The organism is Agromyces sp. G08B096, from assembly GCF_040267705.1.
Taxonomy (GTDB): Bacteria; Actinomycetota; Actinomycetes; order Actinomycetales; family Microbacteriaceae; genus Agromyces.
In genome coordinates this window covers 1,831,708-1,852,672 of sequence record NZ_CP158374.1, presented here as the reverse complement: position 1 = coordinate 1,852,672, position 20,965 = coordinate 1,831,708, and the positions used below count along the sequence as shown (strand labels likewise).

At 69.5% G+C, this 20,965-nt stretch carries 17 protein-coding genes; 15 read left to right on the top strand and 2 right to left on the bottom strand.

The window, feature by feature from the left end; all coding sequences use genetic code 11:
* Positions 1–50: 50 nt before the first annotated feature.
* Positions 51–1,553, top strand: coding sequence for an MFS transporter (locus ABIQ69_RS08960; RefSeq protein WP_350346778.1), 1,503 nt, complete (start codon positions 51–53; stop codon positions 1,551–1,553).
* A gap of 53 nt (positions 1,554–1,606) precedes the next feature.
* Here the strand turns inward: ABIQ69_RS08960 and ABIQ69_RS08955 are convergent, their stop codons facing one another.
* Positions 1,607–2,824 carry an AraC family transcriptional regulator gene (locus tag ABIQ69_RS08955; RefSeq protein WP_350346777.1) on the bottom strand — a complete coding sequence of 406 codons (1,218 nt, stop codon included), beginning with the start codon at positions 2,822–2,824 and terminating at the stop codon, positions 1,607–1,609.
* A gap of 147 nt (positions 2,825–2,971) precedes the next feature.
* On the opposite strand from ABIQ69_RS08955, the gene ABIQ69_RS08950 reads away from it, so the two are divergent.
* The 10 genes from ABIQ69_RS08950 (at position 2,972) to ABIQ69_RS08905 (ending at position 15,552) form a co-directional block, all read left to right on the top strand.
* Positions 2,972–5,221 (top strand): glycoside hydrolase family 2 TIM barrel-domain containing protein, encoded by a 2,250-nt coding sequence (locus ABIQ69_RS08950; protein WP_350346776.1) that lies wholly within the window; start codon positions 2,972–2,974, stop codon positions 5,219–5,221.
* 3 nt (positions 5,222–5,224) lie between these two features.
* Positions 5,225–6,616: a glucuronate isomerase gene (gene uxaC, locus ABIQ69_RS08945; protein ID WP_350346775.1), complete on the top strand. Its 1,392-nt coding sequence runs from the start codon at positions 5,225–5,227 to the stop codon at positions 6,614–6,616.
* Between the two features lie 41 nt (positions 6,617–6,657).
* Entirely contained in the window at positions 6,658–7,998 is a 1,341-nt protein-coding gene (locus ABIQ69_RS08940) for a mannitol dehydrogenase family protein (protein ID WP_350346774.1), read from the top strand.
* Positions 7,999–8,040: 42 nt separating this feature from the next.
* On the top strand, positions 8,041–9,285 hold the full coding sequence (manD, locus tag ABIQ69_RS08935) for a D-mannonate dehydratase ManD (RefSeq protein WP_350346773.1): 1,245 nt from the start codon (positions 8,041–8,043) through the stop codon (positions 9,283–9,285).
* A 5-nt stretch (positions 9,286–9,290) separates the two neighbouring features.
* Positions 9,291–9,824 (top strand): gluconokinase, encoded by a 534-nt coding sequence (locus tag ABIQ69_RS08930; RefSeq protein WP_350349995.1) that lies wholly within the window; start codon positions 9,291–9,293, stop codon positions 9,822–9,824.
* Complete coding sequence (locus ABIQ69_RS08925) at positions 9,821–10,816, top strand: Gfo/Idh/MocA family oxidoreductase (protein ID WP_350346772.1); 996 nt, start codon at positions 9,821–9,823, stop codon at positions 10,814–10,816. Before ABIQ69_RS08930 ends, ABIQ69_RS08925 begins: the two co-directional genes overlap by 4 nt.
* A gap of 101 nt (positions 10,817–10,917) precedes the next feature.
* The gene (locus ABIQ69_RS08920) at positions 10,918–11,415 is read left to right on the top strand and encodes a DUF6069 family protein (RefSeq protein ID WP_350346771.1); all 498 of its coding nucleotides are present in this window, start codon (positions 10,918–10,920) and stop codon (positions 11,413–11,415) included.
* Positions 11,416–11,443: 28 nt separating this feature from the next.
* Entirely contained in the window at positions 11,444–12,613 is a 1,170-nt protein-coding gene (locus tag ABIQ69_RS08915; RefSeq protein WP_350346770.1) for a histidine kinase, read from the top strand.
* Positions 12,610–13,224: a response regulator transcription factor gene (locus ABIQ69_RS08910; RefSeq protein ID WP_350346769.1), complete on the top strand. Its 615-nt coding sequence runs from the start codon at positions 12,610–12,612 to the stop codon at positions 13,222–13,224. The genes ABIQ69_RS08915 and ABIQ69_RS08910 overlap by 4 nt, the downstream gene beginning before the upstream one ends.
* A gap of 96 nt (positions 13,225–13,320) precedes the next feature.
* Positions 13,321–15,552: an AAA family ATPase gene (locus ABIQ69_RS08905; RefSeq protein WP_350346768.1), complete on the top strand. Its 2,232-nt coding sequence runs from the start codon at positions 13,321–13,323 to the stop codon at positions 15,550–15,552.
* A gap of 10 nt (positions 15,553–15,562) precedes the next feature.
* On the opposite strand, the gene ABIQ69_RS08900 is transcribed toward ABIQ69_RS08905, so the two are convergent.
* Positions 15,563–15,892, bottom strand: a complete 330-nt coding sequence (locus ABIQ69_RS08900; RefSeq protein ID WP_350346767.1) for a hypothetical protein — start codon at positions 15,890–15,892, stop codon at positions 15,563–15,565.
* A 257-nt stretch (positions 15,893–16,149) separates the two neighbouring features.
* Between ABIQ69_RS08900 and ABIQ69_RS08895 the strand changes: the two genes are divergently transcribed.
* The 4 genes from ABIQ69_RS08895 (at position 16,150) to ABIQ69_RS08880 (ending at position 20,877) form a co-directional block, all read left to right on the top strand.
* On the top strand, positions 16,150–16,566 hold the full coding sequence (locus ABIQ69_RS08895) for a DUF6325 family protein (RefSeq protein ID WP_350346766.1): 417 nt from the start codon (positions 16,150–16,152) through the stop codon (positions 16,564–16,566).
* Between the two features lie 63 nt (positions 16,567–16,629).
* Positions 16,630–16,929, top strand: a complete 300-nt coding sequence (locus ABIQ69_RS08890) for an SHOCT domain-containing protein (protein WP_350346765.1) — start codon at positions 16,630–16,632, stop codon at positions 16,927–16,929.
* A 20-nt stretch (positions 16,930–16,949) separates the two neighbouring features.
* A complete protein-coding gene (locus ABIQ69_RS08885) occupies positions 16,950–19,298 on the top strand; it encodes an arylsulfatase (protein ID WP_350346764.1) in 2,349 nt (782 codons plus the stop codon).
* A 97-nt stretch (positions 19,299–19,395) separates the two neighbouring features.
* Entirely contained in the window at positions 19,396–20,877 is a 1,482-nt protein-coding gene (locus ABIQ69_RS08880) for a phospholipase D-like domain-containing protein (protein ID WP_350346763.1), read from the top strand.
* Positions 20,878–20,965: the final 88 nt, after the last annotated feature.

Sequence of the window (20,965 nt, the reverse complement as noted above, 5' to 3'; positions counted from 1 at the left end):
GGAATGACCCGTCGACCGCCCGAGCGGATTCCCGAAGGAGTGAACACGCAATGGCGCGTAACCCGAAGCAGACGGCTAGCGAGGCGGACGGCGTCACCTACCGCCGTGCCAAGACCTGGGAGATCGCCCTCTCCCAGATGAACAACGGCTCGGCGATGATCTTCTACGTCCTCGTCGGCCTCATGAGCTACCTGCAGAACGCCGGCTACGGGATCGCCGTTGCCGCCGCCGGCCTCATCCTCACGTTCACCCGTGTCTTCGACGGGCTGATCGACCCGCTGCTCGGGCTGATCATCGAGAAGGTGAACTTCCCGTTCGGCAAGCTGCGATTCTTCATGCTCGGCGGATGGGCGATCCGGTCGCTCGCGATCCTGATGCTCTTCGTCTGGGCATCCGACACCGGGCTCGGCGCGGTGTTCTTCATCGCGATGTACGTCGTGTACATCGTCGGCTCCTCGATGAACGACATCGCCGGGCAGATGACCGGGCCCGTGCTCACCAACGATCCCCGCCAGCGGCCCACCGTGCAGGTGTGGTCAACCGTCTATGCGTACTTCGTGCCCGCGGTCTTCTCGATCCTCTCGACCGTGGTGTTCCTGCCGCGCCATGGCAACGAGTTCACAGTCGACATGCTGAGCGAGACCGCGATCACCTACGTGGCCTGCTCGCTGGTGCTCCAGATCCTCGCCTGCGTCGGCGTGTCCCGGATCGACAAGCCCGAGAACTTCGCCCACCTCGAAGTCGACCGCGCCAAGGCGGACGTCACGATGCGCGATATGTGGAACCTCCTGACGAAGAACGGGCCGTTCCAGCGCTTCCTGATCAGCGGCGCGTCCGACAAGCTGGCACAGGTGGTGAAGTCCCAGGCGGTCATCGGCACGCTCATGTGGGGCATCCTGCTCGGCAACATGCAGCTCGGATCAGTGCTCGGGCTCATCGCCATCCTCCCGGGCATCGCGTTCGCGATCTTCGGTGCGCGCTACACCGGTAAGCACGGCTCCAAGGCCGCGACGGTGACCTGGACGTGGATCTGCCTGATCCTGGCCATGGCCCTCACCGTGTTCTGCCTGGTGGTCGACATGGGGTCGATCCTCGGCAACCTGGCGCTCACGATCGGCTTCTTCCTCGTCTATTTGCTGCTGAACGGGGCTTCCATGGTCGTCACCGTCGCATCGGGTGCGATGCGGGCCGACGTGATCGACTACGAGCTCGACCGCTCCGGCAAGTTCCTGCCCGCGACGGTCACCGCGACGTACAACATCGTCGACCAGATCATCTCGTCGCTCGGGGCGACGCTCGCACTCGGCGCTGTCGCGCTGATCGGGTTCACCACCGTGATGCCCCAGCCCACGGACAGCCCGAGCGCTCCGATTCTCTGGATGAGTCTGCTGCTCTTCTTCGGGCTTCCGATCCTGGGTTGGGCGTGCACGCTCATCGCCATGCGCGGCTACAAGCTCGATCGCGCTGAGATGATCGAGGTGCAGAAGCGGGTCGCCGGGAAGAAGGAGGCGCTGCAGGCGGCGGACAGCGAAGCCAAGGCCGTCCTCGCCTGACTGTCGATGTCGAGGGCCGCGGATCTGCACGATCCGCGGCCCTCGTGCGCGCGTCAGGCCGTGTGGAGTTCGCGGTAGGCGGTCGGCGTCATGCCGTGTGCCTCTCGAAACACCTTCACGAAGTAGTTCGCGTCGTCGTACCCGACGAACAGTGCGATGTCGCGAACGCTCTGCGTCGTCGACGCGAGCAGTCGCGCCGCTCGCTCCGCCCGCTCCCGGGCGGTGTACCCGGCGATGGTCATGCCCGTGGCGGCCTTGAACCTGCGAGCGAGGGTGGACGTGGACAGTCCGAGACGATCGGCCAGCTCGGACGTGGAGACCTGGCTGCTGAGGTGTAGGTCGATCTCGTCGGCGACCCGGCGGACCAACGGCGGGTAGTCGCGTTGGCGGTGGCGTCGCACGTGGCGGCAGAAATCCGCGACCATCTGGGCGGTGAACGCCGCGGAACGCTCCGGGTCGGACGAATGGCCGACGCGATGAAGGCGCTGCGCATGCTCCTGCGAGATCGCGTCGACGGTCACCGGCGGGAGTCCGCCGCGCTGCGCCGCCACCCGGGCCATGATGCGCAGGATCGTCGTGCCGAGGAACGGCGTGTTCAGGTAACTGATGGTCTGCGGCATCCGCCCCATGCGTTGCAGCGCGGCGAGCGCGCGTTCGGATGCTCCGTCGGCGACGGCATCCATGAACTCTCGTTCGAGCCGGTACCGCTCTTCGATCACCGCGAATGCGGCTGATTGCGGGGCTTCCCCGCTTCCTCGGCCGATCGCCCCTCCTTCCGCTTCGATCGCGCGGAGACTGCCGAGGAGATCCTCGCCGCCCCCGGCGCTGAGCAGGCTCGCAGCTCCGCGGTAGACGTACTCGGCATCGACGATCGGGTATCGGGTGCGGTAGAGCTTGTACATCTGGAGATGGGTGCTGGGAATGCCCAACCTGCTCATGGTCTCTTCGGCGACACCCGGATGCAGGGGCTCGTGCGTGTACGGGCCGATGATGAGCAGGTGGTCGCCCCAACGGACGAGTGAGATCGCCATGCCGAGCGGCTCACGGATCTCATGAACGACCTGCCGATCCAGGTCGCGCACGAATCCTCGGAGCACCGACGCGGTGAAGGCGGGCTGGATACGAGGGTCGAGGCAGTGCGCCGACTCGAACGCGTCGAGTGCCGGCGCGATATCCGTGGTGAGCTCGATCGGGCAGCTCAGGACCGAGCCGACCGCGGCCGCGATGGGCTGGAGTGCGTCCTGCGTATGGGCCTGCGACGTCGTCGTCATGTACGTGCCTCGGTTCGTATGACCAGCAGGGAGATGCCGAATCAGTTCTGACTGTGCGTGATCAGTTCTATCACGCGTCTGCTGGTCCTTCATATGGTTGGAGCCCAGTCGGCGCGCGCCGGCGAACTCTCGTCGAAGGAGACTCACATGACGCAGCCCGCTGCCCCTGCGGCCCGCCGGGAGACATCCATCCACGAGGGCTGGGCCTTCTCGCCCCTCGAACTGCCCGTGGAGTCGAGCTGGGGCGTGGTCGCCGCCGCGGGTGAGCAGGTCGTGCTGCCGCACACCTGGAATGCGATCGATGGGCAGGCGGGCGGCGACTACCGCCGCGGCCGTGCGACGTACGCGCGTGTGATCGAGGCGGAGGCACCCGACGTTGAAACCTGGATCGAGTTCACGGGAGTGAACTCGTCAGCGGAGGTGTACCTGGACGGGCGCTTTCTCGCGAGCCACGATGGCGGCTACTCGACGTTCCGCGTGAACCTGACGGACGGGCTCGCCGACGGATCGGGCACGCTCCTCGTGGTCGTGGACAACGCGAGGAACGAGCGGGTGTACCCGCAGCAGGCAGACTTCACCTTCTACGGCGGCATCTACCGTGAGGTGCGCCAGATCACCGTCGGCCGCGAACACTTCGACCTCGCCGGCGTCGGCGGTCCCGGCCTGACCGTCACCCCGACTCTTGACGGCGACCGCGCCGAGGTCACGCTCACCGCGGCCGTGGTTTCGATGCCGGGCGGGTCGGCGACCGGCGTGCGCTTCGCCATCGACGGCGAAGCGGCCGTCACCGTGCCGCTCACCGACCGCGCGCCGAGCGCATCGCTCGTGATCGAGCACGTCCGCCGTTGGCACGGGCTGCGCGACCCGCACCTGTACACGGCGCGAGCCGAACTCCTCGCCGGCGAGCGGGTGCTCGATGTCGTCGAACTGCGCTTCGGCTGCCGCGAATTCGAGGTCGATCCGCAGCGCGGGTTCCTGCTGAACGGCGAGGAGTACCCGCTCCGCGGGGTGTCGCGGCATCAGGACTTCGAGGGCGTCGGCAATGCCATCACCGAGGAGATCAAGCAGCAGGACCTCGCCCTGATCCGAGAACTCGGCGCCACGACCGTGCGCCTCGCGCACTACCAGCACGACCAGCGCTTCTACGACCTGTGCGACGAGGCGGGCCTCGTCGTGTGGGCCGAGATCCCGCAGATCACGGTGTTCCTACCTGGGGCGATCGGCAATGCTCGCGACCAGCTCACCGAGCTGATCGTGCAGAACCGCCATCACGCCAGCATCATCTCGTGGGGCCTGTCGAACGAGATCACCCTCGCGGGAGCAGGCGAAGAAGTGGTCACCGTACACCGCGAGCTGAACGACCTCGCCCACGAGCTCGATCCGACCCGACTGACCGCCATGGCCAACCTGTTCCTCCTCGAGACCGACCACCCTCTGGTCGGCCTGCCCGACGTCACGTCGTACAACCTCTACTTCGGGTGGTACGTGGGAGAGGTCGCCGACAACGACAGGTGGCTCGACGACTTCCATTCGGCCAACCCCGGAATCGCGATCGGCCTGGCCGAGTACGGCGCGGACGCGAACGTGCAGTTCCAGTCCGCCGCTCCCGAGAAGGGCGATTACACCGAGAGTTATCAGGCGCTCTATCACGAGCACATGGTCGGCATGATCGAGGCGCGTCCGTGGCTGTGGGCCACGCATGTGTGGAATCTCGCGGACTTCGGCTCCGCCGGACGTGACGAGGGCGGGGTCCCGGGCCGCAACCAGAAGGGGCTCGTTTCGTTCGACCGGACGCTGAAGAAGGACGCGTTCTACGTCTACAAGGCGGCGTGGTCGAGTGAACCGTTCGTGCATGTCGCCGGGCGTCGCCGCGCCGAACGGACCGAGGAGGTCACCGAGGTGATCGTGTACTCGAACCAGAACCAGGTCGTGCTGTCCGTCGACGGCGTCGCCGTCGGCGCGGTCGAGGGCCGCCGGGTCTTCCGCTTCCAGGTGCCGCTGACCGGCGAGCACGAGATCACCGCCCGAGCCGGAGGGGTCTCCGACACCATCACGCTGCGCAAGGTCGATGAGGTGCCGGACGCGAGCGTGATGCCCACCACCAGCATCGCGAACTGGTTCGACGAAGCCGAGTTGCCGAGTCCCGCCGGGTTCTTCTCCGTTCGCGACTCGCTCGGCGACATCAAGCAGTCCGAGGAGGGCGCCCGCGTCATCGCCACGGTGATGGAAGCGGTCGCGACCAGCCGCGGCGAGGTCGGCCACGGCGTGGAGATCCCACCGGCCATGCAGGCCATCGTCGACCGAATGAGCGTCGAGAAGTTGATCAAGCAGGCCGGTGGCGTGTCCATCGAACATGTCGCCGCGTTGAACGCCCAGCTCAACCTCATCGCGAAGTGACCCATGCAGCTCCGAGATCCCGCACGTCTCCTGCCGGCCGACTCCTCGACGAGGTCGGTCGCGCTCGACCTGTACGCACGGGTGGCGGGCAGCCCGATCATCTCGCCGCATGGGCACGTGCCGCCCTCGCTGCTCCTGCGTGACGAGCCGTACGCGGACCCGGTCGCGCTGTTCGTCACGGGCGACCATTACGTGACGCGCCTCCTGCACGCCGCAGGGGTCGGCCTCGACGACCTGGTCGTCGACGAGGCAGCTGGGCGCGATGCACGCACGGTCTGGCGCACGCTCGCCGCGAACTGGCACCGGTTCGCGGGTACGGCGTCGGGCTACTGGATCGAGGAGGAACTCGACGGCGTCCTCGGAATCACGACGCCGCTCGGGCCCGACACCGCCGACGCGATCTATGACGAGATCGCGGCGGCGCTCGAGCGTCTGGAGTTCCGTCCGCGTGCACTCTTCGAGCGGTTCGGCATCCGGTTCCTCGCGACGACGGACGACCCGCTCGACGACCTGTCCGAACATGCCGCCCTCGCGGCATCCGGACTCCCGGGCCGCCTGGTGCCGACGTTCCGGCCCGACCGTTATCTCGACCCCGATGCCGCCGGCTTCGCCGATCACGTGGAGCGGCTGCTCGCCGCGACGGGGCGGTCCGGCGACTTCGCCGGCTATCTCGGCGCGCTCGAAGACCGGCGCGCGCACTTCATCCGCCACGGAGCGGTCTCCACCGACCACGGCGTCGAGGAGTTGTACACCGTTGATCTCGATCCGGGCGAGGGCGAGCGCCTTTTCCAGGCCGTGCTCGCGGGCAGCGCGGACGCGTCGGCACGCCGAGCCTTCCGGGGGCACATGCTCGTGCAGATGGCTCGCATGAGCGTCGACGACGGGCTCGTCATGACGATCCACCCCGGCGTGCTCCGCAATCACTCGAGCGCCACGTTCTCGAGCTTCGGACCGGATACCGGGCACGACATCCCGGTGGCGACGGAGTTCACCCGCGGCATCCGCCCGCTGCTGGAGCGGTACGGGCTGGAGCGGGACTTCCATCTCGTGCTGTTCGCGGTCGACGAGACGACCTCTTCGCGCGAGCTTGCACCGCTGGCCGGGTTCTACCCGAGCGTGTACCTCGGTGCGCCATGGTGGTTCCTCGACGCGCCTGACGCGATCGCCCGCCATCGTGCCGCGGTGACCGAGACCGCTGGCTTCTACCGCAGCAGCGGGTTCATCGACGACACGCGAGCGTTCCTGTCCATTCCGGCCCGGCACGACACGGCGCGCCGCGTCGACGCCGGGTTCCTCGCGCGCCTGGTCGTGGAGGGGCGGGTGCGAATGGATGCCGCGGAGCGGGTCATCGACGACCTCGTCGACGCGATCCCCAGAGAGGTGTTCAAGCTGTGAACGACACCGCAGCGCACCGCTTGTCGCGGACCATGACCGGCGTGCCGACACCTCCGGAGCGGATCGTTCACCTCGGGCTGGGTGCGTTCCACCGCGCCCATCAGGCCTGGTACACCGCGCGCGCGTCGGATGCCGCCGAGTGGGGGATCGTCGCGTTCACTGGTCGCAGCCGTGACCTCGTCGACCGGCTCACGCCCCAGGATGGCCTCTTCACGCTCATCGAGCGTGGAGCCGACGGCGACCGATTCGAGGTCGTGCCGTCGATCGTGCGCGTCGAGGCCGGAGACGACGTGCTCGCGTTCGTCGCGGCGGTCGCGAGCCCGGATGTCGCGATCCTGACCCTCACGATCACCGAGGCCGGATACCGGCTCGCCGGCGACGGCGCCCCTGACGTCGAGGCTCCCGCTGTGGCATCCGACCTCTCGCTGCTGGCTGACGCGTTCGCCCGCGACGGCGCACTCGGACAGGCGAATCCCGAGACCGCGCTGGGCCGCATCCTGCTCGCCCTCGATGCCAGGCGCCGGTCGGGATCCGGGCCGATCGCGCTCGTGTCCTGCGACAATCTGTCCGACAACGGCGGGCTGCTTCGACGCGCGCTAATGGATCTCGCGGGCCGCGTCTCGCCTGAACTGGTCGCGTGGCTGAGCGAGTCCGTCTCGGTCGTCTCGACCTCGGTCGACCGCATCACGCCCGCGATCGACTCGGATGCCGAGTCCCGCGCGCTGCTCGGGGCCACCGGATGGGTGGACGCGGCGCCGGTCGTGACGGAGCCGTTCTCGGACTGGGCGCTCGAGGGCGACTTTCCGGCCGGTCGACCCGACTGGGAATCCACCGGTGCCCGGTTCGTCGACGACCTTGCGCCCTGGGAGAAGCGCAAGCTCTGGATGCTCAACGGCGCACACACCGTGCTCGCGACCTTCGGCCCGACCCGCGGTCACCGGGTAGTGAGCACCGCGATCGACGATCCCGTCTGCCGGGACCTGGTCGAGGCCCTCTGGGACGACGACGCCCGCCAGCTCCCCGGACTCGACCTCGCCGACTACCGCGCCGCGCTCCTCCAACGCTTCCGCAACCCCCGGATCGAGCACCGGCTCGCGCAGATCGCGCAGGACTCCACCACCAAGGTGCGGCTGCGCATCGTCCCGGTCGCACTCGGCGAGCTCGCAGAAGGCAAAGAGGCAGGCGGATGCGCCGGCGCAATCGCGGCCTGGATCCTCGGCGTCCGTGCCGGGGCCGCACCGGCCCCGAACAGCATCGACCCGACCACGGTCGCCGACGCCGAGGCATCCGCCCTGCTCGCCGCGCTCGATGCGCGGCTTGCGGATGACGCGGTGTTCGCCGCGCGCGTCGCCTCCGCCGTCAAGGCACTCCAGACATCCTGATCCGACTTCCGCCCACGACCCCCCGCGACCACGGAGCAACACATGAGCACGATCATCGACCGGGCTGAGGTCATCGTCACCAGCCCCGACCGCAACTTCGTCACCCTGAAGCTGACGACCGCCGACGGCCTGACCGGTCTCGGCGACGCGACCCTGAACGGCCGTGAGCTCGCCGTCGTCGCCTACCTGCGGGAGCACGTCGTGCCGCTGCTCATCGGCAGCGATGCGAGCCGCATCGAGGACACCTGGCAGTTCCTCTACCGGTCCGCGTACTGGCGACGGGGGCCGGTCACGATGGCGGCGATCGCTTCGGTCGACATGGCGCTGTGGGACATCAAGGGCAAAGCCGCCGGGATGCCCGTGTACCAACTCCTCGGCGGCGCCTCGCGCAACGGGCTGATGGCGTACGGGCACGCATCGGGCAAGGAGCTGCCCGAGTTGTTCGATTCGATCCGTGCGCACCAGGAGCAGGGGTACCGGGCCATCCGCGTGCAGACCGGGGTGCCGACGCTGAAGGCGATCTACGGGATCGCGGCGCAGGGCGCCGATGTGGGTGACGCGACGGTGCGATACGACCACGAGCCCGCGCGGCGCGGTGCGAAGCCCGTGGAGGAGGACTGGGACACCCGGGCGTACCTGAACCATCTGCCGGGCGTGTTCGAGGCCGTGCGAAACGAGTTCGGCCCCGACCTGCCGCTCCTGCACGACGGACATCACCGCATGACCCCGATCCAGGCGGCACGCCTGGGCAAAGACCTCGAGCCGTACGACCTGTTCTGGCTCGAGGATTGCACCCCGGCCGAGAACCAGGAGGCGCTGCGCCTCGTGCGCCAGCACACCACGACCCCGCTCGCGATCGGCGAGATCTTCAACACCGTGTGGGACTTCAAGGACATCATCCGCGACCAGCTCATCGACTACGTGCGCGGGGCGGTCACGCACATGGGCGGCATCAGCCCGCTCAAGAAGACTCTGGACTATGCCGCGATGTATCAGATCAAGTCGGGCATGCACGGACCCACCGACATCAGTCCGGTCGGCATGGCCGCGGCGATGCACCTGGGACTGTCGATCCACAACTTCGGCATCCAGGAGTACATGCGGCATGGGGCGAAGACCGACCAGGTGTTCGAGCAGTCGTTCACCTGGATCGACGGCTACCTGCACCCCGGCCACCAACCGGGACTGGGCGTGGAACTCGACGTCGACGAAGCGGGGAAGTACCCGTACGAGCAGGCGTACCTGCCATACAACCGGCTCCTCGACGGCACGGTCCACGACTGGTGAGCCAGATGGATGCCGCGGCCGGCACCGGCACGCGGGCCGTCGTCGTCGTGATGGGGGTGGCCGGCGCCGGCAAGTCGACCCTCGCTGCGGCGCTGAGCGAGCGCCTCGACGCCGTGCTCGTGGAAGCCGACGACCTGCACACCGCAGAGGCGAAGGCCCAGATGGCCGCGGGCATCCCGCTCACCGATGCGGACCGGTGGCCGTGGCTCGCGAGGGTCGCCGCCCGCGCCCGGGACGAGCACCAGGCGGGACATCCGGTCGTGGTGTCGTGTTCGGCGCTCAAGCGTTCGTACCGCGTCTTCCTGACCCGGGTCAGTGAAACGGATCCCGCCTTCGTGCACGTGCACGGTTCAGAGGAGGCGCTCGCGGAGCGGATCGGGCAGCGCACCGGGCATTTCATGCCCGCATCGATGCTCGCCTCGCAACTGGCGACTCTCGAACTCCTCGCCGACGATGAGCGCGGCTTCGTCGTGGATCTCGAACTCCCGGTCATCGACGCTGCCGACCGCGCCCTCGCCTCTCTCAGGAGGAACGTATGACGCGATGGGCGATTCTCGGAACCGGCATGATCTCGCACCAGCTCGTTCCCGACCTGCAGACCGTATTCGGCGACGACAGCGTGATCGTCGTCTGGGGTCGCGACGAGACACGCACCTCGGTGTTCGCCGGGCGGTATGGGATCGCCAGCGCGACGACGGACATGGCCGAGGTGCTGCGACGCGACGAGGTCGACGCGGTCTACATCGCGACACCGATCGCGACCCACGCGACGATCGCACTCGAGGCGATCTCCGCAGGCAAGCACGTGCTCATCGAAAAGCCGATGGCCTCAAGCGCTGCAGAGATCGCGCAGATCTTCGACGCCGCCGATGCCTCGGGTGTGTTCGCGATGGAGGCGATGTGGATGAAGTGCAATCCGCTGCACGTCGATCTGCTCCAGCGCGTGAAGGCCGGTCTCACGGGAGAACCTCGAAGCATCTCGGCGACCTTCGGTATGCCGACGCCGCCGACCGGCCGGGTTTGGACCACCGAGCGCGGCGACAGCGCCGTGCTCGACCGAGGAATCTATGCCGTCACGCTGGCGCAGTGGGTGCTCGGAGAGCCGGTCGAGGTCCACGCATCCGGAGTCGTCGCAGATGGAATCGACGTCGAGGCCCGCGCCACGCTCATCTTCGCGAACGGATCACGGGCCGACATCGGATGCTCGGCGATCGGCTTCCTCGACCAGTCCGCGACGATCAGCGGCACGCTCGGGTGGATCACGATCGAGCCGATGTTCTGGGCCAGCACCATCGGGAGAGTCCACGCGGGCTCGGCCGAGGCGATCCTCCACTCGCCCGGGCGCGTGGAGCATCCCCGAGAGGGGTCTGGATTCCGGCCGATGCTCCGAGCTGTCGCCGACGCACTCGCCGCAGGGGAGCGCCGGGTCGCTGCACACGATCGGGCCGCGACGCTCGCTGTGGCCCGAACGCTCGATGTGATCCGTGAGCAGGTGTTCGATTCGCACGGGCGCCACGCGGCCGCCGGCTGAGACTCTGTGCGACTGGAACTCGCATCACGGGACATCCATCCCGTCGAATCGGTGACATTCGTCTCTGCCGGCCCGGCGCAGACGTTCGTAGCGTCGATCTCATGCATGAGACGACACGAGCTCACCAGACCTCAGACCAGGACGCACCCGTCGGCGACGCGCGTACGACGACCACCGACGCGCGGCGGCGGCTCCGCCGTCTCGCGACCCTTGCCGCCGCCATCACGTTGCCGCTCGTCGTCTGGGTGGTCGCGGTCCCCGGACTTGGCCTCGACCTCGCGATCGGTTCCGGGGTGCAGGCGCAGACCGTCGGCCCGGCCGCGATCGGCACGGTCGCGCTCATCGCAGGTGCGGCCGCCTGGGCGGTGCTCGCGCTCCTCGAACGGTTCGCCCGGCGCGGCGCGCGCATCTTCACGATCCTCGGCTGGACGCTGCTCGCGCTCTCGCTCCTCGGCCCGGCGACGACCGGTGCCGCCGCGCCGGTCGTCCTCACGCTCGTGGCGATGCACCTCGCGACCGGGGCGACGCTGATGGTCGGGCTCCCGCGCAGCTCCGCGCGACGCTCCGCCGTGGCCGCAGACGCCGTCGCCGGGCGCTGACGTAGATTTGCGCGGGGAGTGTGACGTGATGACGACGATCGACCGGCGAGGACAGGACGAGGCGGCGCCACCGGCCTGGGTCGCCTATCGGCCGGGGCCCTGGCTCGCGCTGATCGCCGCGCCGGTGCTCCTCGTGGCGCCGCTCGTGGCGGGGCTCGCGACCGGTGACTGGGCCCGGTGCGGATTCGTCCTCCTGCTCGGTGCCGTGTTCGGTGCCGCGGTCCGACTGGCCTCGGGCTCACCGCGGCGGCCGACCGCGACGACCGAGCTGCTCTTCCTCGCCCTGCTGCTCTGCTGCACCGGGTACCTGGTGCTCTGGCCCGACGGCGAGGCCGTGCTCTTCCCGCTGCTCGCGGTGGCCGCCTCGGTCGCGATCCGTCGTCGGTTCGCGATGGGCGTGGTGGGTGCGGTCTCCGTGAGCGGTGCGCTGGCCGTCGGGTTCGGCAGCGCGTCGCTGGAAACGGCGGTGCTCGTCGGCTTCGCCGCGTTCGCAGGAGGCGCCGGCAATTACCTGGTGCAGTACTACGTCGCGCTCGCCCGCGAGCTCGACCGGACGAGAGAGCGACTGGCCGTGGCCGCGGTGGCCGACGAGCGCCTGCGCTTCTCGCGCGACCTCCACGACCTGATCGGGCACTCGCTGTCGGTCATCGCGGTGAAGTCGGAGGCGGCCCGCAGGCTCATGCCGACACGGCCGGATGCCGCTGCCGAACATGTCGCCGAGATCGAGGCGATCGCGCGGGAGGCGCTCGGCGAGGTCCGGGCGGTGGTCGCCGGCTCGCGTTCCGTCAGCCTCGCCGAAGAACTCGTGAGGGCACGACGCGCTCTCGAGGACGCCGGGGTCGAGACCAGGGTCGTGCCCGCCGACCGCGCCCTGCCGATCACCATCGACGCCATGCTCGGCTGGGTCGTCCGCGAGGGCGCCACCAACGTGCTGCGCCACGCCGCCGCTCGGCGCTGCACCATCGCCCTCACCGTCGGCGGCCGCGAGGTGCGCGCCGAGATCGCGGACGACGGCGCGCCCGACGGAACCGCCGGACTCGCGAGCGAGGCGGCCGGGCCGGACGCTGCCGCCGGCACCGGGCTCGACGGCCTCCGCGAGCGGATCGAATCGGTCGGCGGCACACTGACCGCCGAACCGATGGCGCGCGGCTTCCGACTTCGCGCCGTCGTCCCGCTGCCAGCCGAGGAGCGAACATGAGCGAGCCGATCACCATCCTCATCGCCGAGGACCAGCGGCTGATGCGGACCGCCCTCACCGCCCTCCTCGATCTCGAGCCGGACCTGACGGTGATCGGCGGCGTGGAGCACGGCGACGAGGTCGTCGCCGCCGCACGGCGGCTTCGCCCCGACGTCGTGCTCCTCGACATCGAGCTCCCCGGTCGCAGCGGCCTCGACCTCATCGTCCCGCTGCGGACGGCGGTGCCCGACTGCTCCGTCATCGTGGTCACCACCTTCGGACGCCCGGGCTACCTGGCTCGCGCCCTCGGCGCGGGCGCACGCGGATTCCTCCTGAAGGACGACCCCGTCGAGCGGCTCGCGGACGCGATCCGGCGCGTGCGCGACGGTGAACGCGTCGTCGACCCCGACCTCGCGGCCGACGCCCTCGCGGCCGCCGAGAATCCGCTGACGGGGCGCGAGACAGACGTCCTCCGAGCCTCGGCCTCCGGCGCCACGGTCGACGAGATCGCACTGCAGTTCTCCCTGTCGCCGAGCACCGTGCGCAACTACCTCTCGAACGCGATCGGCAAGCTCGGAGCCCAGAACCGGCTCGCCGCGTTCACGGCCGCCCGCGATCACGGCTGGCTCTGAGGCGGGAACCCCACGCGTTCGGGGGGTACACTCCGGCGACCCGCCGGGGCCGGAAACGCTGGCCGTGGCCGAAACGGGTCCCCTAGACTCCGAACCATGGAGCAGGAGGGGGCTCTCCGTCAGGCCGACCGTGCGGGCGGCCCGGCCGTCGACGAGCGCGCCGCCTCGCCAGACCGCGGACCGCTCGTGAGCCGGGCCCGAATCATCGAACGAGCGCGACGCGCGGCATCGATCGTGGCGATCACGGCGCCCGCCGGGTACGGCAAGTCGACGCTGCTCCGCGAGTGGGCGGGATCGGAGGACCGGCCGGCGGTGTCGCTGACGCTCCGCCCCTTCGACAACGAGCCCTCGGCACTGCTGAGCGCGCTGGCCACGGCCTTCGCGGCCGCCGTCCCCGAGGTCGACACCTTCATGACCATCGCCGAACAGCCAGCCGTCGGCACCGCGGTGCTCGGACAGATGGCACCGAAGCTCGCCGTGGCGATCTCGCGCGTCCCCGATCCGTTCGTCCTCATGATCGACGACGTGCACGAGGCATCCGCCGACGGCTGCCAGGACGTGCTGGAGGTGGCGCTCGCGCGGATCCCTGCGGGTTCGCAGGTCGTCCTCGCCAGCCGGCAGACGCAACCGTTCCTCGGGCGGCTTCGACCGACGGGCGATGTGCTCGAGATCGGCGCCGCCGACCTGAGACTCGATGCCGCCGGTGCCCGCCAGGTGTTCGTCCGGCTCGGAGCCGCCGGCCTCTCCGACGTCGACTTCGATCGGCTCCTCGAACGCACCGAGGGCTGGCCGACGGGCGTCGCGCTGGCCGCCCTCGTCGCACGTGAGGGCGGCGACCCCGTCGGAGTCGTGGGCGACGACCAGACGATCGCGGAGTACCTGTACCGCGCCTGTTTCGCGCGACTCGATGAGAGTGATCGGGAGTTCCTGCGCCGCACGGCGATCTTCGACGAGGTGATCGCCGCGTGCAGCGACGCGGTGCTCGGCCGCGTGGATTCGAAAGCCACGCTGCACGACCTCGAATCACGAGGTCTCTTCCTCGTGGCGGTCGACCGTCGACAGGGTCGCTACCGGTATCACCAGCTGTTCCGCGAGTTCCTCCTCGGCGAGCTGGAGCGCGAGGAGGCCGGCCACGAGGCGCAGCTGCACCAGGACGCGGCCGCCTGGTACGAGACGCACGAGATGATGTCGCACGCGATCGATCACCTGCTCGCCGGCGGCGAGCACGAGCGCTCGGTTCGGCTGGTCGCCGAGCGAGCCCAGTCGGCCTACCAGGCGGGAGACATCGCCGCGATCGAGCGCTGGATGACCGAGCTCGGCGAGACGGCGATCTGCTCGTACCCGCCGCTGGTGGTGCTCGCGGGGCTGCGCGCGGTGCTCGACGGGCACGCCGCTGAGGCCGACCACTGGGCGAACCTCCTCGAGCGCATGGACGACGATCGGCCTGCCGAACTCGGCCTGCCGACCCTGGCCTCCGGACGGGCGATGCTGCGCGCCATCATGTGGCGCGACGGGCTGGAGTCCGCGCTCCGGGACGCCACCTACGGGGTGAGCTGCGAACCGCCCTCGAGCGCCTGGCGAGACCAGGCGCTCCACCTCCTCGGGTGGGCGCTGCAGCTGAGCGGCGACGTCGAGGGTGCCGTCGCAGCGTACGAGGAGTCCGTCCGGCAGGCGATGCTGTTCGGCAACGCCGATTCGATCCTGCTGAGCGAAGCCGAGCTCGCGATCATCGAGCTCGACGCAGGCTCGCTCGACGCCGCCGGCGCACATGCGGAGCGAGCCCTCGACGTGATCGACGCCTCTGGGCTCCACGGCTACCTCACCACCTGCCTCGCCCTCGCCGTCTCCGCACGGATCGCGCTGCGACGGCGCGAGACGGCCCGCGCCGAGCGGCTCCTCGCCCGGGCGATGCGCGATCGGGTGCTCTGCACGTACGTGACGCCCGTCTTTGCGATCAAGGTGCGGATCGAACTCAGCCGCGCGTACATCACGCTCGGAAACACGGCGACCGCCGCCCACCTCCTGCACGAGATCGAGGAGCTCCAGCGGCTCCGCCCCGCCATCGGGACGCTGGCGGACGTCGTCGACGACGTCCGGGCCTCCCTCGACAAGAGCCGAGCCCTGCTCGGCGGCTCGCCGCTCACACCCGCCGAACTGCGCCTCGTGCCGTACCTCCAGACCCACCTCACCATCTCCGAGATCGCCGACCGCCTGTTCGTGACGCGCAACACCGTGAGCTCCCAGGTCGGGTCGATCTACCGCAAGCTCCAGGTCACCACCCGCAGCGCCGCCGTCGAGCGGGCCGCGGAGATCGGGCTCCTGGGGTAGCCGTGGACGCCTACTCGCTGCCGGGCACCACGGTGTCGTCATCGAGCCCGAGAACGACCGCGAGATGCTGAGCCGCCGACACCGCCCGAGGCATCCCGACCACGGCGGCGACGCCGAGGATCGCATGGACGAGCTCGCGCGCGCTCACCTGGGCCCGCACCGCCTCGTCCACGGCGGCCGAGAAGGAGGCATCCGTGCCTCCCATCGCGATGAGCGCCGAGAACCGCCCGATCGCGAGCTCCCTGGGTGCCAGACCCTCCGCCGCGGCCACGGCGAGCGACTCCGGTGCCGGCTCGTCGGCATGGATGGCCAGTCGACGGAGCTGATCGACGTAGTCCACGTGCACCCCCTCGCATCCCGATGCGGGCCGGCCAGCCAGGATGCGGTGCATCCGAGCCGCCGTCGGTTCCACGCAGTCCACCTCCCGCCCCCGCCGTCCGCATCACGCAGATCGGGCGATCTCGGCGGAAGGTCTCATCACCTGATCTGCATGATGCCGTCGGATGCCCCGGACGGACACGATGAGGGCGGGCGTCGGCATGCGCGCCGCCCATGAAGACGGGTGGGAGCCCGTCGGAGGGAGACGGAGGGGACACCATGCCAGATCTGGAGTACGGCCCGGTCGAGTTCGTGCTCGCGACCTATGACGCCGGAACCTCGCCGGCCGGTGTGATCGCAGCCGTGTTCGATCTCGCGGAGTCCGGCACCGTGCGCCTGCTCGACCTGGTGGACGTCAGCCGCGGGCCCGACGGCGAACTGCGCTTCCTCGAGATCGACGAATCGAGCGTGTCGTTCGGCGAGCTCGAGCTGCCGGCCCACGGGCTCATCGCCGAGGCGGACGCGAACGAGCTCGGCGAGCGACTGCCCCGAGGATCGGCGGCGTTGCTGCTCGCGGTCGAGCTGACGTGGGCGAAGCATCTCGCGTCGGAGTTCGCCGCCGCGGGCGGCGAGGTCGTCGAGTCCGTGCGGATTCCCGCGCCCGTCGTCAACGCCGCCCTCGCCGAGGCGCGCTGAGATCCGGATGGGGTGGAGACGATCATGTTGCTGAGGAGAATGGGCCGGCCGGGACTGATCGGCATGGCCGCGCGAACGGCCGTCGTCGCCGGAACCGCGACCGCCGTGAGCGGGAACGTGGCCAGACGTCAGAACGAGCGGGCGGAGCGGGCCTACGAGGCGCAGCAGTACGAGCTGTCTCAGGCGGCCGCGCAGGTCGCGCCGCCGCACGCGCCGGCGCAAGCCGTGGCCGCCGCGCCGACGACCGGAGGCGCGGGCGGCGTGGATGTCGTCGCCGAGCTCCAGAAGCTCTCCGACCTGAAGGCACAGGGTGTGCTAAACGATGCGGAGTTCGAGGCGGCGAAGACGAAGCTGCTCGCGTAGATCGAACGAGGGGGACCAGCATGAACAACCGGAGATCAGTGATCGGCGAGCCGCTGCCGACCGCACGCACACTGCCGTTTCCGCCGAAGCCGTCGGGGAGCGTCGCCGGGCGCACCTTGCAGGAGTCGACGTACTCGCCGAAACCGGCCGAGCGGCGCCTGCACGAGGGGGCGCCGAACGTCCTCGTGATCCTCATCGACGATGCGGGCCCGGCCCTGCCCGAGCCGCTCGGCGGTCTCGTGGCGACGCCGACGCTCGAGCGGATCCGCGCGAACGGCGTCGGCTACAACCGGTTCCACACGACGGCGATGTGCTCGCCGACCCGGGCGTCCCTGCTGACCGGCCGCAACCATCACCGTGTCGGGAACGGTCAGATCGCAGAGCTCGCGAATGACTGGGACGGCTACTCGGGGCACATCCCGAAGTCGAGCGCGACGATGGCCGAGGTCCTCCGGAACTACGGGTATTCGACCGGCGCGTGGGGCAAATGGCACAACACCCCCGCTGAGGAGACGACGACGGCCGGTCCGTACGATCGCTGGCCCACCGGCTACGGGTTCGAGTACTTCTACGGATTCCTCGCGGGCGAGGCATCCCAGTACGAACCGAACCTGGTGCGAAACACGACCGTGGTGCATCCGCCGAAGACGCCTGAGGAGGGCTATCACCTCAGCGAGGACCTCGCGGACGATGCGGTGCACTGGCTGCGAGACCACAAGGCCAACGCTCCGGACAAGCCGTTCTACATGTACTGGGCGACCGGAGCGATCCACGGGCCGCACCACATCATGAAGGAGTGGGCGGACAAGTACGCCGGCCGGTTCGACGACGGGTGGGACGCGTATCGGGAGCGTGCGCACGCGGGCGCGAAGGCCGCGGGATGGATTCCCGAGGACGCGGAGCTCACCCCCCGCCCCGAGAGCCTCGCCGCGTGGGAGGACATCCCTGAGCATCAGAAGCCGTTCCAGCGCCGGCTCATGGAGGTCGCGGCCGGGTTCGGCGAGCACGCCGACGTGCAGGCCGGCCGCGTCGTGGACGAGATCGAACGCCTGGGATACCTCGACGACACGATCATCATCTACATCTGGGGCGACAACGGCTCGTCGGGGGAAGGACAGAACGGCACCATCAGCGAGCTGCTCGCGCAGAACATGATCCCGACGACCGTCGATCAGCACATCGCGGCGCTCGAGGAGCTCGGCGGACTCGATGCGCTCGGCACGCCCGCGACCGACAACCAGTACCACGCCGCATGGGCGTGGGCCGGGTCGACCCCGTATCAGGGCATGAAGCTCATGGCCTCCCACCTCGGCGGCACACGGAACCCGATGTTCATCCAGTGGCCCGGGCGGATCGAGCCCGACCTTGAACCGCGCACGCAGTTCCATCACGTGATCGACGTCGCTCCGACAATCTACGAGATCCTCGGGATCTCGCACCCGGAGACGGTGAACGGCATCCCGCAGGATCCGATCGATGGCACGAGCTTCGCGTACTCGATCGAGGATGCGGCGGCCGAGGGCCGGCACCGCGTCCAGTACTTCGAGATCATGGCGAGCCGGTCGATCTACGCCGACGGCTGGATCGCCTCGGCCACGGGGCCGCGCCTGCCGTGGGTGCCGGGCGCACCTCCCGGGATCGCGACCTGGACGCCCGACGCCGACACCTGGGAGCTCTACCACCTCGACGAGGACTGGAGCCAGGCCCACGACCTGGCGGCGGAGCATCCCGAGAAGCTCGCGCAGCTGAAGGAGCTGTTCGCGATCGAGGCGGCGAAGAACGAGGTGCTGCCGGTGGGCGGCGGGCTCTGGGTGCCCGTGTACCACCCCGAGTACCGCCTCGGCCCGGCGTACACGGAGTGGGAGCTCTCCGGCGACACCGTGCGCATCCCGGAGTTCTGCGCACCCGCGCTCGGCAACAAGCCGAACACGGTCACGATGACGGTGCGGGTGGAGGACGGCGCGAGCGGCGTGCTCTACAAGCTCGGCGGCGCGGGAGGGGGACTCACCGCGTACCTCGTCGACGGCGTCCTCCACTACGAGTACAACCTGTTCCTCGTGCAGCGCACGATCATCGCCGCGCCTTCCGCGCTCGCGGCGGGGGAGCACACGCTGGAGATCGTGACCGCGTACGTCGAGCCCCGGCCGGGCGGGCCGCTCTCGGTGTCGCTCCGGGTGGACGGCACGGAGGTCGCGTCCGGCACGGTGCCCGTCAGCGCGCCGCTGCTGTTCTCGGCGAACGACTGTCTCGACGTCGGACGCGCGTACGGCGGCGCCGTCTCGCGGGCGTACGCCGACCGCATGCCGTTCGCCTTCGACGGCAGCATCGAAGCCGTGCACATCGCCTACGATCTGCCCGCCACCGCATGAGGGATGCCGCGTCCGGCGGCGGCGGGCCGAACGTGTCGGCCGGCCGCCGGGACCTGCGCCTGCGGCAGCCTGGGGTCGCCGCCGGAGGGAGGGCGGTATGAGCGCCGACGCGACCGTGGTGCTCGGGGTCGTCCTCGTCCTGCTCGACTGGACGATCCGCGTGCTGGCGCTCATCATCGTGCCGAGAGACCGGAAACCGACCGCGGCGATGGCGTGGCTGCTCGCCGTCTTCCTCATCCCGTTCGTCGGTATCCTGCTCTTCCTGCTCATCGGCTCGGTGAAGCTCCCGAAGCGGCGACGCGAGCGCCAGCGGGCGACCGACCGCGAGATCGCGCTCCGAGCGGCGGCGTTCCCGACGCCTGCGACGGATGCCTCGGGCGCCCCGCTGCCCGCGGAGTTCCGCCAGCTCGCGGAGCAGAACCGGTTGCTCGGCGCCCTGCCGGCGGTCGGCGGCAACCGGGCCGAGCTCATCGGCGACTACCAGTCGTCAATCGACCGGATGGCCGCGGAGCTCGACGCCGCCGCGACGTTCGTGAACATCGAGTTCTACATCGTCGCGTTCGACGACACCACCCGCGGGTTCTTCGGCGCGATGGAGCGGGCCGTCGCGCGAGGCGTGCGGGTGAGGGTCCTCCTCGACTTCGTGGCCTCCAAGCGGGTGAGCGTGCACGACGTCACCACCTCCGAACTCGACCGGATCGGTGTCGAGTGGCACTACCTCCTGCCGGTCCGGCCGCTCTCCGGGCAATACCAGCGGCCCGACCTGCGCAACCACCGCAAGCTCGTCGTCGTCGACGGCCGCACGGCGTTCACCGGCTCGCAGAACCTCATCGCCCGTGATTACGACTCGCCGAAGAACCGCAAGCGGGGGCTCATGTGGCAGGAGCTCGTGGTGCAGGTCACCGGACCCGCCGTCGCGGCGGTGAACGCCGTCTTCCTCTCCGATTGGATGGCGGAGACCGGTGAATCCCTCATCGACGTCGCGCACCTGCCGGCGGGCGAGGTCGCCGCGGCGGAGGCATCCGACTCGCTCATCTGCCAGGTCGTGCCGAGCGGGCCCTCGTACGAGCAGGAGAACAACCTGCGCCTGTTCCTGACCCTCGTCAGCCAGGCGAGGGAGCGGGTCATCATCACGAGTCCATACTTCGTCCCTGATGAGGCGATGATGTACGCCATCACCTCGGCGCGGTTCCGCGGCCTCGAGGTGCAGCTCTTCGTGTCGGAGATCGGCGATCAGGGCTCCGTCTGGCACGCGCAGCGCTCCTACTACGAACCGCTGCTGGAGGCCGGCGTGCGGATCTTCCTCTACCCGGGGCCGTACATCCTGCACGCCAAGCATCTCTCGATCGACGACGACCTCGCCGTCATCGGCTCGAGCAACATGGACATCCGTTCGTTCGCGCTGAACTTCGAGATCTCGATGCTCGTCCGGGGACGTGCGTTCGTCGACCGGATGCGTCAGGTGGAGCAGGGGTACCGCGACGTCGGCCGGGAGCTCACCCTCGAGGAATGGCGGAGGGAGCCGCCGACGGCCACGTTCCTCGACGGGGTCGCCCGACTCACCTCAGCGCTCCAATAGTCGCCTTCGAGGGTCCCGGGACGAGGGCCGGGATATCACCCGACCTGCGTGATGCCGCCCGCAGGCGCCCGTCACTACCGTGACGAAC